Below are 15,315 nucleotides of genomic sequence, written 5' to 3'. Positions count from 1 at the left end.
ACAGCAGATGGCACAGCTGGTGGCGGGGGTCGATTCGTCGACGCAGAGCTGCAAAGTACTGATCGTCGACCCCGCCACCGGCGAGATCGTCCGCCAGGGGCGCGCCGCCCACCCCGACGGCACCGAGGTGGCGCCGTCGGAGTGGTGGCGTGCCCTTGGCGAGGCTCTCGATGGCGCCGGTGGCCTCACCGACGTCGGCGCGATCTCGATCGGCGGTCAGCAGCACGGGCTCGTGGCCCTCGACGCCGCAGGCCACGTGGTGCGCGACGCGCTCCTCTGGAACGACACCCGAAGCGCCCAGGCGGCCGCCGATCTCACTACCGAGGTCGGAGCCACCGACTTCGCCTCCCGCACCGGCCTGGTTCCGGTGGCGAGCTTCACGATCACGAAGCTCCGCTGGCTCCGTGACGCCGAGCCCGACAACGCGGCGCGAGTCGCCGCCGTCGCACTCCCCCACGACTGGCTCTCCTGGCGCCTCCGCGGCTACGGCCCCGAGGGCGAATCGCCACTCGGCCCCGACCTCGACGCACTAGCGACCGATCGGTCGGATGCGAGTGGCACCGGCTACTTCGACCCCACCACCGACGAATACGACAGCGGCCTGTTCGAGCTCGCATTCGGGAGACCCCTTCGGGTCGCAGGATCCGACGGTGTCCCGGCAGCGGTCGTCGTGCCGCGCGTCACCCGCCACGATCAGCAACTCGGTGCGCTCGATCGAGACGTCACCGTGGGATCCTCGTCTCTCGCCCCCGAGGGGCTCCGCGTCGGCGCGGGCGCCGGCGACAACGCCGCCGCGGCCCTCGGCCTGCAGCTCGGCGCCGGTGACATCGCCGTGTCGCTGGGCACCTCGGGCACGGTCTTCGGCGTGAGCGAGACAGCGACCTCCGACGAGACCGGCACGGTTGCCGGATTCGCCGACGCGACGACCGCTCGTCTTCCGATCGTCACGACCCTCAACGCCGCCCGAGTGCTCGACGTCTTCGCCGGAGTGCTCGAGGTCGACTACGACGAGCTCGGCACCCTGGCGTTGCACGCTCCTCCGGGCAGCGACGGCCTCGTGCTCGTGCCGTACTTCGTCGGCGAGCGCACTCCGAACCGCCCTGAGGCGACCGCATCGCTGACCGGCATGACGCCGACGACCATGTCGCGCCCGCACCTGGCGCGCGCCGCGATCGAGGGCATGCTGTGCAGCCTCGCCGACGGCCTCGCCGCGATCGAGTCAACCGGCACGACCGTCGAACGGCTGTTCCTGATCGGCGGTGCAGCGCAGAATCCGGCGGTGCGCGCGATCGCGGCGCAGGTGTTCGGGCGCGACATCACCGTGCCCGAGTCCGGCGAATACGTGGCTCTCGGGGCTGCGGTGCAGGCGGCCTGGCTCCTCACCGGCAGTCGTCCGACCTGGGAGCTGGCCAGCGTGGTGATCGCCGCAGATCCGCACCCCGGTGTGCTGGAGAGCTACCGCGCCGCTGCGTCGTAATCCGCCTCTTTCGAGGACAGCTACACCGGTGTTGCCCTGGTAGCAAACCCCCCTGTAGGGTCATCACGCGATCCCCGTGGGTCATCGCGAAGTGTCGCCCGGGCTTCTCAAGCAGATCCGAGATGCCGGGCTCGAACTACCGAACGAGTGGCGATGAGAGGGCGAGAGATGGCAAACCAGGCGGAGGTAAAAACGTACGACGTGACGGTCGAGCGCGATGGGCGCTGGTGGGGGTTCCGCATTCCGGAGCTCGATACGGGTGGCCAGGCACGCACCTTGAACGAGGTCGCCTACGAGGCGCAGGGGGTCGCGGCCATGTGGCTCGACGTCGCTCCTGAGTCGGTGGCCGTGTCGGTCACCGTGGCCGGTCCCGACGCCGTTCTCGCCGAGTGGGCTGCTGCCGACCACGACGAAGCGGTCGCCCGCGCGGCCATCGGCGCCGCCGCCGCACGACGCCGTGCCGTCGTGACCAACCTCCGCGACGCCGGCTGGACTGCCGCAGACACCGGCCAGGTGCTCGGCATCAGCAAGCAGCGGGTCTACGCAATCGAAAAGGCCCGCTCGACCTCCAAGGCCTGACACTTCCACCGCGAGACCCCCTGCATCCGAGAACGGACCACACCGACGTGCCCCTGACAGACCTCCCCCTCGATCAGCTCCGGGCTTACCAACCCGACGTCCGCGAACCCGCCGACTTCGAGGCGTTCTGGCGAGAAACCATCGCCGAAGCGCGCTCCGCGGCCGCCGACTCCGGTGCGACCGCGACGCTCCGCCCGGCCGACACCCCGGTGACCGAGCTGGTCGTCGAAGACCTGACGTTTCCGGGCTTCGGCGCCGAACCGATCCGCGCCTGGGTCACACGGCCCCGCCGCCCCGAGGGCACGAGACTGCCGACCGTCGTGGAATTCAACGGCTACAACGGCGGCCGCGGTCTCCCGACCGAGCACACGGCCTGGGCGCTAGCCGGCTTCGCGCATGTGTTCATGGACACGCGCGGGCAGGGCAGCGGCTGGGGCACCGGCGGCGATACCCCCGATCCGCACGGGTCGGGGGCGCAGGTCGCCGGGTGGATGACGAGCGGGATCGCGGATCCTCGTGACCATTACTACCGGCGCGTCTACACCGACGCGCTCCGTCTGCTCGATGCCGTCGAAACGTTCGACTTCGTCGACCCCGACCGCATCGCGACGACCGGGGGAAGCCAGGGCGGCGGCATCGCGATCGCCGGGACCGCGCTCCGCGAGATGCACGGCGGCTCCGTCATCGCGACCCTGCCCGACGTGGCGTTCCTCTGCGACTGGGAGAACGGCGCGGCCGTTGCCCTCAGCGACCCGTACCAGGAGCTCGTCCGCTACCTGTCCGTGCATCGCGATCACGCCGAGATGGTGTGGACCACAGCCAGTTACCTCGACGGCGTCAACTTCGCGAAGCGCCTCAGCGCCCCCGCGCTGTTCTCGGTCGCGCTGATGGACGAGATCGTTCCGCCCCGCACGACCTTCGCCGCGTACAACGCCCTCGCCTCGACCGATAAGACGATCGAGGTGTTCCCGTACAACGGCCACGAGGGCGGAGCAGGCCACCACTGGCTGACGCAGGTGGCCTATCTCCGCTCCCGGCTCTGATGAGCTCCCGGCTCTGATGAGCTCGCGACTCTGACTAGCCCTGTCGCTCGACCGTCCAGGTCACGATCCGAGGATCCGCGGCGGTCACCTCGTGCACGTCGCCCGAGATCGAGAGGCGGGCGCGTTTCGTCGCGAGCCCGGCGATCTCGGTGGCGGCGACCCTGCGCTCGTTCACGATCACTCCGCCCGTCGTCTCGTCCACCGCGTCAGCAGCGCCGCCGAGCGTCTCGGTCGCCTCGGCGTGCGAACCCACCCAGATCTCGTTGTCTCCCGGCTCGACGACGCGCACGAGGCGCCGATCGCTGAAGGCGAAGCGCGCTGTCGGCACGGTGAAGACGACTCGCGCCGACTCCCCCGCGGCGAGGTCAACCCGGGCGTAGGCGAGCAGCTGCACGACGGGCCGCGTCACGGTGCCCCGCAGGTCGCGGCCGTAGAGCTGCACGATGTCGGTGCCCGCCTGGGCGCCCGTGTTCGTCACGGTCACGGCGGCATCGAAGAGCCCGCCGGCGGGCACGCTGCCGGGCACCTCGAGGTCGGCGTAGTCGAACGAGGTGTACGACAGGCCGAAGCCGAACGGCCGCACCGGTGTCGAGTCGGCGGAGGTCACGTCGGATGCGCCGCCGAGCGGCGGGTGCAGGTACGTCGCCGGTTCCGCCCCGGCTGACCGCGGAAGCGAGATCGGAAGACGGCCCGACGGGTTGACCGCCCCGACGAGGACGTCGGCGAGCGCCAGCCCCCCGCCCTCCCCCGGGAAGAACGCCTGCACGACGGCCGCGGGCCGCGTTGCCGGTTCTCCGTCGAGAGCCCAGCCGATCGCGTAGGGGCGACCGGTGATCAGCACGAGCACGACGGGCGTGCCGGTGGCAACGAGGGCTTCGACGAGCTGGCGCTGCACGCCGGGCAGCTCGAGCGACTCGACGTCGTTTCCTTCGCCGACGGTGCCGCGCCCGAACAGTCCCGCCTGGTCGCCGACGACCGCGACGACGACGTCGGCCTCGCGGGCCTGCGCCACAGCTTCGTCGAAGCCCGAGGTGTCGGTTCCCTCGACGTCGCAGCCGCGGGCCGACCTCACGTCGGCCTCCGAAGCCCCAGCCGCGTGAAGAGCGCCCGGAAGCGCCTCCAGCAGGGTCGGCACGTCGAACCCCAGAGGCAGGTCGGGGTGGCTGGCGAGCACGTGATTGGCGAACGAGTAGCAGCCCTGGAGCGCTTCGGCCCGGTCGGCGTTGGGGCCGACGACGGCGAGGCGAGGCGAAGCCGATAAGGTGCCACCGACGAGCGGCAGCGTTCCGTCGTTCGAGAGCAACACGATCGACTCGGCCGCCAGACGCCGGGCGAGCTCCTGATGGCGAGGCGAGTCGAGGTCGACGCCGGTCGGCGGCTCGTCGTCGTAGACGTCGGGTTCGAGGAGACCGAGTTCCTCCTTCTGCGCGAGCGCCCGGAGCACTGCCCGATCGACGTACGCCTCGTCGAAGGCACCGGAGCGAATCCGGTCGGCGAGGGGGCTGAGGTAGGCGTCGCCCGTCGGCAGTTCGACGTCGATGCCCGCCTCGAGCGCCAGGGCGGCGGCCTCGCCACGGTCGGCGGCGACTCGGTGCATGACCTCGAGGAAGGCCACGGCGAAGTAGTCGGCGACCACGACGCCGTCGAAGCCCAGGTGGTCGCGCAGGATCCTGGTCAGATAGTCGGCGTGAGCCGCCATCGGAACGCCGTCGATCTCGGCGTAGGAGTTCATCACGCTTCGGGCACCCCCGTCGCGCAGCGCCATCTCGAAGGGCGGCAGAAAGACGTCAGCGATCTCGCGCTGTCCGGCGTGGACCGGAGCGTGGTTGCGACCGGACTGCGATGCCGAGTAGCCGAGGAAGTGCTTGAGCGTCGCGTGCACGCCGCTGCTCTGGAGCCCGCGGACGTAGGCGGTCCCGACCGTGCCGACCAAGTACGGATCTTCGGCGACGCACTCGTCGACGCGACCCCAGCGGGGATCGCGGATGACGTCGAGCACCGGTGCCAGCCCCTGGTGGATGCCGAGCTCGCGCATGGACTCGCCGATGACGGCGCCGACCTGCTCGACGAGCTCGGGGTCGAACGACGCACCCCAGGCCAGAGGCGTGGGGAACGTGGCGGCCTTCCAGGCGGCCAGCCCGGTGAGGCACTCTTCGTGGACGAGAGCCGGGATGCCCAGACGCGTCTCGCGCTTGAGACGCCGCTGCTCGCCCCAGAGCCAGGCGGCGCGCTCCTCGGCGTCGACCGGTCGGGTGCCGTACACCCGGGTGTAGTGCCCGATGCCGTTGCGAGTCACCTCCGCGAGAGAGGTCGCGGGAGCCTGATCGCCCGCCATCTCACCCTGCATCGGCGCGACGACGCCGTTCTGGTCGAGCCAGTAGCCGACGATCTGGGCCAGCTTCTCTTCGAGCGTCATCGAGGCGAGGAGGTCGGCGACGCGGCTCGAGACCTCGGGCCAGGCCGGCAAGGACGCGGCTGGGACCGCGCGGAAGTGGTCGGTGGTGGTCATCCCTTCACCGCCCCGGTGAGGCCACCGACGATGCGGCGCTGGAAGATCGTGAAGAAGATCAGGGCCGGAATCATCGACAGCGACGTGAAGGCGAGCACCTTGGCGGTGTCGACCGAGTACTGCGAGGCGAAGGCCTGAACGCCGAGCGGCAGCGTGTAGCTGCCCTCGTCGTTCAAGATGAACAGCGGCAGGATGTAGCTGTTCCAGCTTCCGATGAAGGCGAGGATCCCGGTGGTCACGACCCCGGGAAGCGACAGCGGCACGATCATGCGGAAGAAGAAGCCGAGACGGCTCGCGCCGTCGATCGACGCCGCCTCTTCTAATTCGTCGGGGATGGCGCGAAGGAACGGCACCAGGATGATGACAGTCGTCGGCAGCGCGAACGCGATCTGCGGCAGGATCACGCCGGCCAGGCTGTTCGTGAGGCCGAGGTCTTTGATCAGCAGGTAGAGCGGAGTGATGGCCACCGTGATCGGGAACATGAGCCCGGCGGCGAAGAGGGCATACATCGCCCCTCGCCCGCGGAACCGGTAGCGCGCCAGGACGAAGCTCACCATCAGGCCGAGCACGACGACGCCGATGGTCGTCGCGAAACCGGCGATCGCCGAGTTGCCGAGCTGACGCCAGAAGATCGAGCTCGACAGCACGTCGACGTAGTTGCCGATCTCCCACGGCCCGGGAAGGCCCGCGGGGTTCGTCGTGATCTGAGCGTTGGTGCGGAACCCGCCGAGCACGATGTAGAGCACCGGCGCCAAACTGACGCTGATGAACAGGAGGGCTATGAAGTAGGTCGCGGGAGTGCCGCGCCCACTCGCCTTCTGTCGACCACGGGAGCGCTGTGCGCCGGCGCGGTAGGTCAGTGCGGTCATTTCTTCGGCCTTTCGGTGAGCGCGCCCGCCGTGTCACGGCTGAGCACGAACCGCTGGTAGATGAGGGCGATGGCGAGCGAGATCACGAACATGACGACGGCGACGGCGTTGCCGAAGCCGTAGTTGCCCGAGTTGCGGCCGTTCGCGACCATGTAGGTCGCCATCGTGGAGGTGCCCGCCGTCGAGGCGATGTACTGGCCCCAGATGATGTAGACGAGGTCGAAGAGCTGCAGTGAGCCGATCACCGACAGGAAGGCCCAGATGCGGATTGTCGGCCCGAGCAGCGGGAGCGTGATGCTCCGCTGGATCTGCCAGTAGGTCGCCCCGTCGATCGCGGCGGCCTCGGAGAGATCTTCGGGAATGCTCTGCAGCCCGGCGAGAAAGAGGATGACGGCGAAGCCGATGTACTTCCACGAGATGATCACCAGGAGGCTCCAGATGGCGATCTTCGGGTCGGAGAGCCAGTCGCTCTTGAGCGCACCGAGCCCGATGTCGGCGAGCAGGTCGTTGACGGCCCCGTTCGTCTGGAGCATCAGGCTCCAGCCGGTGCCGACGATGACCTCCGAGATCACGTACGGAACGAAGATGAGCACGCGGATCAGCCCGCGACCGCGGATCTTCTGGTTCAGCAGGAGAGCCAACACGATGGCGACCGGACCCTGCACGATCAGCGACAGAACCACGATGAAGCCGTTATGCGACAGCACCTCGTGGAACGCGCTGTCGCTGAAGATGATCTTGTAGTTGTCGAGGCCCACGAAGTCGGTCGGCGGCCCGTAGCCCTGCCATTTGTAGAAACCGTAGAAGGCGGCCATGCCGACCGGAACGATCACGAAGGCGACGAAGACGACGATGGCCGGGCCGGAGAGGACTGCGATCTCGAAGCGCTGGCGCCAGTCGGCCGCCTTCCGCGCCCCGCGCCTCCCGGCGGGGAGCGGCGCGCGTCGCGCTCCGCTCCCCGCCGTCGTCGCCTCGGCCGAGCTGGCCGGGGACGGTGTCTTGACGGTGGTGTTCATAGTGGGAGCTATCCCTTGGCCGCAGCCTGGTTGGTGTTGTCGATGATGTCCGACACCGAACCCTGACCGGCGAGCAAATCGACGACGCCGGTGTTCAGGGCGTTGCCGACGTTCTGGCCGTAGAGGGTGTCGAGGTACTGCGACACGTAGGGCGCCTTCGTGTAGGCCGCGAGAACCGACTTCAGGTAGGGCTCGGTGATGACCGACTGGGCGTCTTTGTTCACCGGAATCGTGCTGAACGCCTTGTAGTAGGCCTCCTGCGCGTCCTTGGTGACGATGTAGTTCAAGAACTCGGCGCAGGGGCCCTTGGGGGCCTTCGTCGCGCACGAGAACCCATCGAGACCACCCATGAGGGCCGCCGGGTCGCCCTGACCACCCGAGATCGTCGGGAACGGGAAGAAGCCGAGGTCGGAGAGAGGCTTCTGGTCGGGCGTCAGCGACGAGATGACTCCGGGATCCCACGAACCCATGAGTTCCATCGCGGCCTTGTGGTTTGCCACGAGGCCGGCTGAGCTGCCCGCACCCTGCTGCGCAGCGGTGGTCAGGAAGCCGTCGTTGAAAGGCTTGGTGTCATTGAAGGCCTTGACGTCGTCACCCGCCTTGGTCCAGCACTCGTCGTCGAACTTCAGCGACTTGGCCGTCGCGTTCAGGGTGTCTTCGCTGCATTCGCGAAGGGCGAAGTTGTAGTACCAGTGCGCGGCGGGCCAGGCGTCTTTGGCGCCGACGGCGACCGGAGCGACGCCCGAGGCCTTGAGCTTCGTGATGTCGTCGTTCAACTCGTCGAGGGTGGTCGGAGTGTCGGTGATTCCCGCTGCCTTGAAGAGGTCTTTGCTGTACCAGATGCCCTCGGGAAGCACGTCGACCGGCATCGCGTAGGTCTTGCCGTCGACCTCGTAGCCCTTGAAGGTTCCGGCACTGACGGCCGCCTTGGTAGCCGAGTCGATGGATCCTGAGATGTCTTGGATTTGACCGGCCTGGATCATCGCGTTCATCTTGCCGCCGCCGCGCTGGAGGAAGATGTCGGGCCCGCCGCCCGAGTTGAGGGCGGTCTGCAGCTTGCCGTCGAGGTCTTCGTTCTGAATGGCCTGGACGTTGATGGTGATCTTCGGGTGCGACGCCTCGAAATCTTTGACCGTCTTCTCCCAGTGGGCCTTGCCGGGCCCGGTGGTCGAGTTGTGCCAGAAGGTCATCGTGACGTTGCCGTTAGCGTCGCCCGAGCCGCCGGCTCCGGACGAGCAGGCGGTGGCGAGTAGTGCTGTTCCGAGAGCGAGTCCGATCGCGCTCGCAACCCTGATTCGGTTTTTCCTCGTCATTGCGGAAGCTCCTTGGTGGTCGTCGTTGACTGGCGGCTTCGAGTGCCGCCGAAAGGAGGATGCCACTTTCGCGACGAGCTTGTCAATCGATTTCGATATCGATTTCTATCTCATTGAATCGATCATCCGAGGGCCTGCAAACCACTACCGTGAGCAGTGTGGAAAACGATGTCGAATTCGTCGCCCCGCCGGGCCGCGTCACGATCAAAGACGTGGCACGCGCGTCGGGGGTATCGGTGCCGACGGTCTCCAAGGTCGTCAACGGCCGCGACGGGGTGGCGTCGGCCACCTCCCAGCGAGTCCTGGCGATCATCGACGAGCTCGGCTACGAGACCTCGCTCGTCGCGAGCAGCCTCCGCCGGAGCCGGACGAACGTCATCGGCATCCTGGTCACCGAGTTCGAGCCGTTCTCGGCAGAACTGCTCCAGGGCATCTCGTCAGCCGCGACCGGCACCGGCTATGAGCTCCTCGCCTACGCCGGACTCGTCGGAGCCGAGACCCAGCCCGGCTGGGAACGCCGCTCGCTGTCACGCCTCGGCGGCACCCTGATCGACGGCGCGATCGTCGTCACGCCCACGACCCTGATGTCGAAGCTGTCGATCCCGGTCATCTCGATCGACCCGCACACCGGCCCCGAGGGCCACGCCGCCATCGACTCCGACAACGTCGGTGGCGCCCGTGCCGCGACCGAGCACCTCATCGGGCTCGGGCACCGACGGATCGCCCACGTCCGGGGCCGCACCGGTCTCGCGTCGGCCGAACTTCGCGAACGCGGCTACCGCCAGGCTCTCGACGAGGCGGGCATCCCATTCGACCCCGCACTGGTGCAGGTCGGTGGCTACCAGACCGCCCTCACGACCGATGCCGCCTTCCGCCTGCTCACGACACGCGACCGCCCCACGGCCGTCTTCGCCGCCAACGACAGCTCGGCCATCGGGGTGCTCGAGGTGGCGCACCGGCTCGGACTGCGCGTGCCCGACGATCTCTCGGTCGTGGGTTTCGACGACATCCCCCAGGCGGCGAACGCGAAGCCGCCTCTGACCACGGTGGCCCAGCCCCTGCACGACCTGGGGGCTCGGGCTCTCGAGCTGCTGCTTCAGCTGCTCGACGGCAAGGCGATTCCGCAGCACGTGCAGCTTCCGACCTCGCTCGTCGTGCGGGCGAGCACCGGGCCGGTGCCGACGTCGCCGTCGGCGGCCGCGTCCTCGCCCGCGCGTCAGCCCAGTACCGGCGCCGGAGCGTCGTAGGTCAGGGGCCCGTCGACTCGGGGCACGTCATGCCAGGCGCCGTCGGCGAGCGACGCCTCGGCCGCCTCCACGATGGTCGCCGTCGCCAGCCCGTCAGCCACCGAGGGAGCGAGCTGCTCGCCGGTCAGCACACTCTTCACGAACTGCGCCGCCTCGATGGTCTTGAGGTCGTCGAACCCCATGCCGGTGCCGCCGCCCGGCTGGAACCGGCCGAATTCACCCTGGCCCGGCGAGAGGTAGATCGTCGTGTAGCCGTACTCGGGCGCGTCGTCGAGGCAGACCTCGAGCTCGTTCAGGCGCTGGAAGTCCCACCGGATCGACCCGGTGGTGCCGTAGACCTCGAGGGCGTACTCGGCGCGCGGGCCCCGCATGATGCGGCTCGAATCCATCGTTCCGACCGCTCCCGAGTCGAAGCGGAACAGCAGGGCCGCGTAGTCCTCGTTCTCGACAGCCTTCAGCGCACCCGTACCGGCGGCAGAGCGGTCGACCACCCCGGCGCCGGGGGCCGGCCGGTCGGTGATGAACGTCTCGGCGAGCGCGGTCACGCTCGAGATGCGACCCGCGACGTACTGCGCGAGATCGAGGCCGTGCGACAACAGATCGCCGAGCACCCCGGATCCTGCTCTCTCGCGCTCGAACCGCCAGGTGAGTGGCGCCAGCGGATTCGACGAGTAGTCGGCAAGCAGCGTGCCCCGCACGTTCGTGACCCGCCCGATGCGGCCGTCGCGCACCAACGAACGCATGTGCTCGACGGCGGGGGCGTGCCGGTAGTTGAAGCCGACTGCGGTGACAACGCCGGCTGCGGCGACGGCCTTGGCGATCTGGCGCGAGTCGGAGGCGTAGCGCCCCATCGGCTTCTCGATCCAGAACGGCTTGCCCGCTTTCGCGGCGGCGACGGCCATCTCGCGGTGCAGAAAGTTGGGCGAGCAGATCGAGACGACATCGACCTCAGGATCCGCGAGCACCTCGTGGTAATCGGCGACCGCGCGCTCGAACCCCAGCCGCGACACCGCCTCGCCGCGAGCCTCGGCCACGGGGTCGGCTGCGACCACGAAACGGGGCACGACGTCGAGCTCGGGGAAGTGGTCGGGGAGCGCCCGATACGCCCGGGAGTGGAGGCGGCCCATCCACCCCACGCTGATGAGGCCGACGCCGAGGGTCGTGGTCATGGAGCTCCTTCGCTTGTGTGTCGACGGTATCGAGTCGGCCATGTAATAACAACCTGACACGCTTTCGCGTCGACCCCTGCACCACCCACACACCGCCTTTCGGAACGGACACCGCCTTTCGACGGCGTCCCGCCCGAAACCCGGTGTCAGGATCCGCCGACACCTGCGGTTCACCTCCGCGTCACGAACCATTTTGTTCGGTCAGCGACGATTGCCGCTCCCCCACTGAAACGGACCACCATGCGCCCGCCTCTTCTTCGCGCCGGAGCCCTGACGCTCACCGGCACGCTGGCCCTCAGCGGCCTCGTCCTCCTCACGGCCGCTCCCGCCTCCGCCGCGACGAGCGACATCGTGATGAACGAGATCGAATCGTCCGGTGGCTCTCCCGACGACTGGATCGAGCTCGGCAACCCGACCGCCAGCGCGATCGACGCGAGCGGCATGATCCTGCGCGACAACAAAGACACCGACACCTTCGTGCTGCCGACGGGTTCGCTCATCGCGGCCGGCGGCTACCTCACCCTCGACACCGTGATCGCTACGACGCCCGACGGCTTCGACTTCGGGCTGGGCGGCGCCGACTCGGTGCGCCTGTTCGAGGCGGACGGCACGACGCTCGTCGACTCGTACGCCTGGACGACGGCCGCAGCGACGACCTACGGGCGCTCCCCCGACCTCACGGGCGGCTTCGCGGTGACCTCGGCGTCGACGAAAAACGCGGCGAATGCCTTCGAGACGGCCGTGCCGGATCCTGAGCCCACCGACCCGACCGACCCGACTCCCGCCGACCCGACCGACCCGGCACCGGCCGACCCCGCCGCGAACGCCGACGGCCTCTCGATCAACGAGGTCGAGTCGAACGGCGACGACACCGACTGGGTCGAGGTCACCAACACCTCCGACACGGCGCTCGACCTCTCGGGCTACGGCTTCGTCGACAGCGACGCCAGCCACGCGAAGTACCGTCTTCCGGCCGGATCGATCGTCGACCCCGGCGACTACTTCGTGATCGACCAGGCGACGACGACCGACCCCGAGGGCTTCGACTTCGGCCTCGGAGCGGCCGACTCGGTCAGCCTGTACGACCGGGCCGACGCCCTGGCTGCGACGTATTCGTGGACCACGCACAGCCTCGTCACCTACGGCCGCTGCCCCGACGGCACCGGTAACTTCACCACCACGACGACCTCGACCAAGGGCGATGCGAACGACTGCTCGTCGCCGGTGCGCATCAACGAGGTCGAGTCGAACGGCGGCACACCCGGCGACTGGGTCGAGCTGACGAACATCGGTGCGACGAGCGTCGACATGTCGGGCTACGTGTTCCGCGACAACAAAGACACCGACTCGTACGCCGTCCCGGCGGGCACGAGCATCGCTCCGGGCGCTTTCGTCGTGCTCGACGAGAAGACCGACAGCACGCCGAACGGCTTCGACTTCGGTCTCGGGGGTGCCGACTCGGCGCGCCTCTTCCTCGCCAACGGCACCACCCTCGTCGACTCGTACGACTGGACCGAACACGCCGCGACCACCTACGGCCGGAGCCCCGACGGCACGGGTGACTTCGAGACCACCTCCGAGCCCAGCAAGGGCAGCGCGAACCTCTTCGACGGCGTGGCCGTGGCCGAGCAGTGGCCCGGCAGCCCCGACGAGACGCCCCTCGACGACGAGTCGACCTACACCGGCGACCTGTCCGGCCTCGACTACGAGCCGTCCGGCTCGGCGGCCGACGGCACCATCTGGGGCGTCGAGAACGGCACCGGCCGGCTCTACAAGATCGTCTCGGATGGCGCTGGAGGCTGGGCTCCGGCCACGACCGCGGGCTGGGCGGGCGGCAAGGTGCTGCACTACGCCGACGGCACCGGCACGGTCGACGCCGAGGGCGTCACGGTGGCCGATGACTCCTCCGCCGGCGGCATCTACGTCTCGTCCGAGCGCAACAACGACGTCTCGGGCACCAGCCGCCCGTCGGTGCTCCGCTACGACCCGTCGATCTCGGCGACCGTGCTGAACGCGACCGCCGAGTGGAACCTCGCCGCCGACTTCCCGACGATCGGCGCGAACGCCGGGCTCGAGGGTGTCACCTGGGTTCCCGACTCGTTCCTCACCGATGCGGGCTTCACCGACGAGAGCACCGGCGCCGAGTACGACCCGGCGGACTACGCCGGTCACGGCGACGGACTCTTCTTCGTTGGCGTCGAAGGCACCGCGAGCGTCTACGCCTACGCGCTGATGTCGGACGGCTCGTTCCAGCGCATCGCCACGATCCCCACGACGTTCGGGGTCGTCGCCGACGTGCAGTTCGACGCCGATCTCGGGCAGCTGTGGGTCGTGTGCGACGACGCGTGCGCGGGCCAGACGGCGTTGTTCTCGATCGACTCCGCCGGATCCTTCGTCCAGGACACCCTCTACAACGCCCCCGCCAACGCCGACCCGGCACTCGCGAACGAAGGCTTCGCGATCGCTCCGGCGGCAACGACCGTCGACGGCGCCCGACTGACCTTCTACGCCGATGACAACGACACCGACGGGTTCTCGTTCCGCGTGGGGTCGTTCCCGTCGGAGGCGCCGACCACGCCGGGTGACGGCGCGGGCGACGGCGGCGACGGCGGGTCGGGTGACGGTTCGGGTGACGGCGACGTCGCCTCAGGGTCGGGCGGAACCGCAGGATCCGGCGGCACCGCCACTGACCCCGGCGCCGCGGCCGCAGCACAGACCGCCCTCGCCTACACCGGCTCCGAACCGGCGCCGCTCGCGGCTCTCGGCGGCCTGCTGCTCGCACTCGGTGTCGCGTCGCTCGTCGCGGTGCGCCGCCGACGGGCCGCGTAGCCGCTGCCGCCGCCGGTGGCAGACGTCATGCGGACTATCCGACTCGCCGCGGCGAGTCCGGAAGTCCGCATGACGTCTGCCAGCCAGGCCGGGTGCGACGATAACCGCATGGACAACAGCGAACGCATGCAACAGGGCCTGGTCTACGACCCCAACGAACCCGGGCTCGCCAGTGATCAGGAAGCGGCGCTCGAGCTGCTCTACGACTTCAACGCCACAAGGCCGTCGCAGTCGACCGAGCGTTCCGAGCTGCTGCAGCGCATGTTCGGCGCCATCGGCGACGACTGCTACATCGAGCCGCCGCTGCACGCTAACTGGGCCGGTCGCAACGCCTATTTCGGCCGCGGCATCTACGCCAACTTCAATCTCACCCTCGTCGACGACGGCGACATCCACGTCGGCGACAACGTCATGTTCGGGCCCAACGTGGTGGTGGCGACGGCCGGGCACCCGATCCTGCCCGAGCTCCGTGCCAAGGGTCTGCAGTTCAACCTCCCGGTCCACATCGGTCGCAACGTCTGGATCGGCGGCGGCGCCCAGATCATGCCGGGCGTGACCATCGGCGACGACACCGTGATTGGTGCCGGCAGCGTCGTCACCCGCGACATCCCCTCGGGCGTCGTGGCGGTCGGCGTGCCCTGCCGCGTCGTGCGTGAGATCAACGACCACGATCGCGAGTTCCACTGGCACGATCGACGGCTCGACCTGTAGCTGCCCAGGGTGTGACACCACTTTCCGCTCAAGACACCGCCGATGGGTGGTGTCCTGAGCGGAAGATGGAGTTGCGCGGCGCTACGCCTCGTTCAGCTTCGCGAGCAGGCGAATCAGGTCGCTCAACTCGCTGGCCTCCCACTGCGAGAGGCGATCGCGGAACTCATCTCGCTCGAGCGTCTTGAGGGCCTCGACCCGGGCGACGGCGACCGGCGTGGCATGGATGATGACTGCGCGGCGGTCCGCCGGATCCTGCTCTCGGGTGACGAGCTCGAGCAATTCGAGCTGGTGCAACTGCCGACTGAGCACGCTCTTGTCGAACCCCAGGACGTCGGCGAGGTGCGTGGCTCCGGTCGGGCCGAGATTGATGAGCGTCACGATGGTGCGGTACCCGGACGGCTGGAGCGACGGGTCAATCTCGGTCGCCCGCTGACGCAGGCGCTGACGGTACGCGTCGAACAGGAGACCGAACTGCTGCTCGAGACGGTCGGCCTCGGCTCCGGCCGCGCCGCCCACCGGCGAACCGGCGGGCGACGGGCGATCGAGAGTCATG

The 15,315-nt window shown here is 68.9% G+C and carries 12 protein-coding genes; 6 read left to right on the top strand and 6 right to left on the bottom strand.

Annotated features, from left to right (window positions below; genetic code table 11):
• Positions 1 to 7 precede the first annotated feature (7 nt).
• The 3 genes from xylB (at position 8) to EDF39_RS05785 (ending at position 3,099) form a co-directional block, all read left to right on the top strand.
• Positions 8 to 1,477: a xylulokinase gene (gene xylB / locus EDF39_RS05795; protein ID WP_123941259.1), complete on the top strand. Its 1,470-nt coding sequence runs from the start codon at positions 8 to 10 to the stop codon at positions 1,475 to 1,477.
• 168 nt (positions 1,478 to 1,645) lie between these two features.
• Positions 1,646 to 2,056: an antitoxin HicB gene (locus tag EDF39_RS05790; protein WP_123941257.1), complete on the top strand. Its 411-nt coding sequence runs from the start codon at positions 1,646 to 1,648 to the stop codon at positions 2,054 to 2,056.
• 47 nt (positions 2,057 to 2,103) lie between these two features.
• Entirely contained in the window at positions 2,104 to 3,099 is a 996-nt protein-coding gene (locus EDF39_RS05785) for an acetylxylan esterase (protein WP_123941255.1), read from the top strand.
• Positions 3,100 to 3,133: 34 nt separating this feature from the next.
• On the opposite strand, the gene EDF39_RS05780 is transcribed toward EDF39_RS05785, so the two are convergent.
• From EDF39_RS05780 to EDF39_RS05765, 4 genes are read right to left on the bottom strand one after another with little or no spacing between them, the layout of a single operon-like run.
• A complete protein-coding gene (locus tag EDF39_RS05780) occupies positions 3,134 to 5,608 on the bottom strand; it encodes a glycoside hydrolase family 3 N-terminal domain-containing protein (protein ID WP_123941253.1) in 2,475 nt (824 codons plus the stop codon).
• Entirely contained in the window at positions 5,605 to 6,477 is an 873-nt protein-coding gene (locus EDF39_RS05775; protein WP_123941251.1) for a carbohydrate ABC transporter permease, read from the bottom strand. The genes EDF39_RS05780 and EDF39_RS05775 overlap by 4 nt, the downstream gene beginning before the upstream one ends.
• Positions 6,474 to 7,493 (bottom strand): carbohydrate ABC transporter permease, encoded by a 1,020-nt coding sequence (locus EDF39_RS05770; RefSeq protein WP_123941249.1) that lies wholly within the window; start codon positions 7,491 to 7,493, stop codon positions 6,474 to 6,476. Before EDF39_RS05770 ends, EDF39_RS05775 begins: the two co-directional genes overlap by 4 nt.
• Positions 7,494 to 7,501: 8 nt before the next feature.
• Positions 7,502 to 8,806: an ABC transporter substrate-binding protein gene (locus EDF39_RS05765; RefSeq protein WP_123941247.1), complete on the bottom strand. Its 1,305-nt coding sequence runs from the start codon at positions 8,804 to 8,806 to the stop codon at positions 7,502 to 7,504.
• A gap of 158 nt (positions 8,807 to 8,964) precedes the next feature.
• Between EDF39_RS05765 and EDF39_RS05760 the strand changes: the two genes are divergently transcribed.
• On the top strand, positions 8,965 to 10,053 hold the full coding sequence (locus EDF39_RS05760) for a LacI family DNA-binding transcriptional regulator (protein WP_233572982.1): 1,089 nt from the start codon (positions 8,965 to 8,967) through the stop codon (positions 10,051 to 10,053).
• On the opposite strand, the gene EDF39_RS05755 is transcribed toward EDF39_RS05760, so the two are convergent.
• The gene (locus EDF39_RS05755; RefSeq protein ID WP_123941243.1) at positions 10,023 to 11,222 is read right to left on the bottom strand and encodes a Gfo/Idh/MocA family protein; all 1,200 of its coding nucleotides are present in this window, start codon (positions 11,220 to 11,222) and stop codon (positions 10,023 to 10,025) included. The two genes, EDF39_RS05760 and EDF39_RS05755, sit on opposite strands and share 31 nt — an antisense overlap.
• 240 nt (positions 11,223 to 11,462) lie before the next feature.
• Here EDF39_RS05755 and EDF39_RS05750 point away from each other — a divergent pair, with 240 nt between their 5' ends.
• Together EDF39_RS05750 and EDF39_RS17835 are read left to right on the top strand one after the other, a co-directional pair.
• Entirely contained in the window at positions 11,463 to 14,051 is a 2,589-nt protein-coding gene (locus tag EDF39_RS05750) for a lamin tail domain-containing protein (protein WP_123941241.1), read from the top strand.
• 108 nt (positions 14,052 to 14,159) lie between these two features.
• Positions 14,160 to 14,762 (top strand): sugar O-acetyltransferase, encoded by a 603-nt coding sequence (locus EDF39_RS17835; RefSeq protein ID WP_123941239.1) that lies wholly within the window; start codon positions 14,160 to 14,162, stop codon positions 14,760 to 14,762.
• Between the two features lie 81 nt (positions 14,763 to 14,843).
• On the opposite strand, the gene EDF39_RS05740 is transcribed toward EDF39_RS17835, so the two are convergent.
• Positions 14,844 to 15,314, bottom strand: a complete 471-nt coding sequence (locus EDF39_RS05740) for a MarR family winged helix-turn-helix transcriptional regulator (protein ID WP_158613166.1) — start codon at positions 15,312 to 15,314, stop codon at positions 14,844 to 14,846.
• Position 15,315 lies beyond the last annotated feature (1 nt).

The organism is Frondihabitans sp. PhB161, from assembly GCF_003814635.1.
GTDB lineage: Bacteria > Actinomycetota > Actinomycetes > Actinomycetales > Microbacteriaceae > Frondihabitans.
Note: the sequence above shows the minus strand (reverse complement) of the source record. Positions and strands in the feature narration are given on the sequence as shown.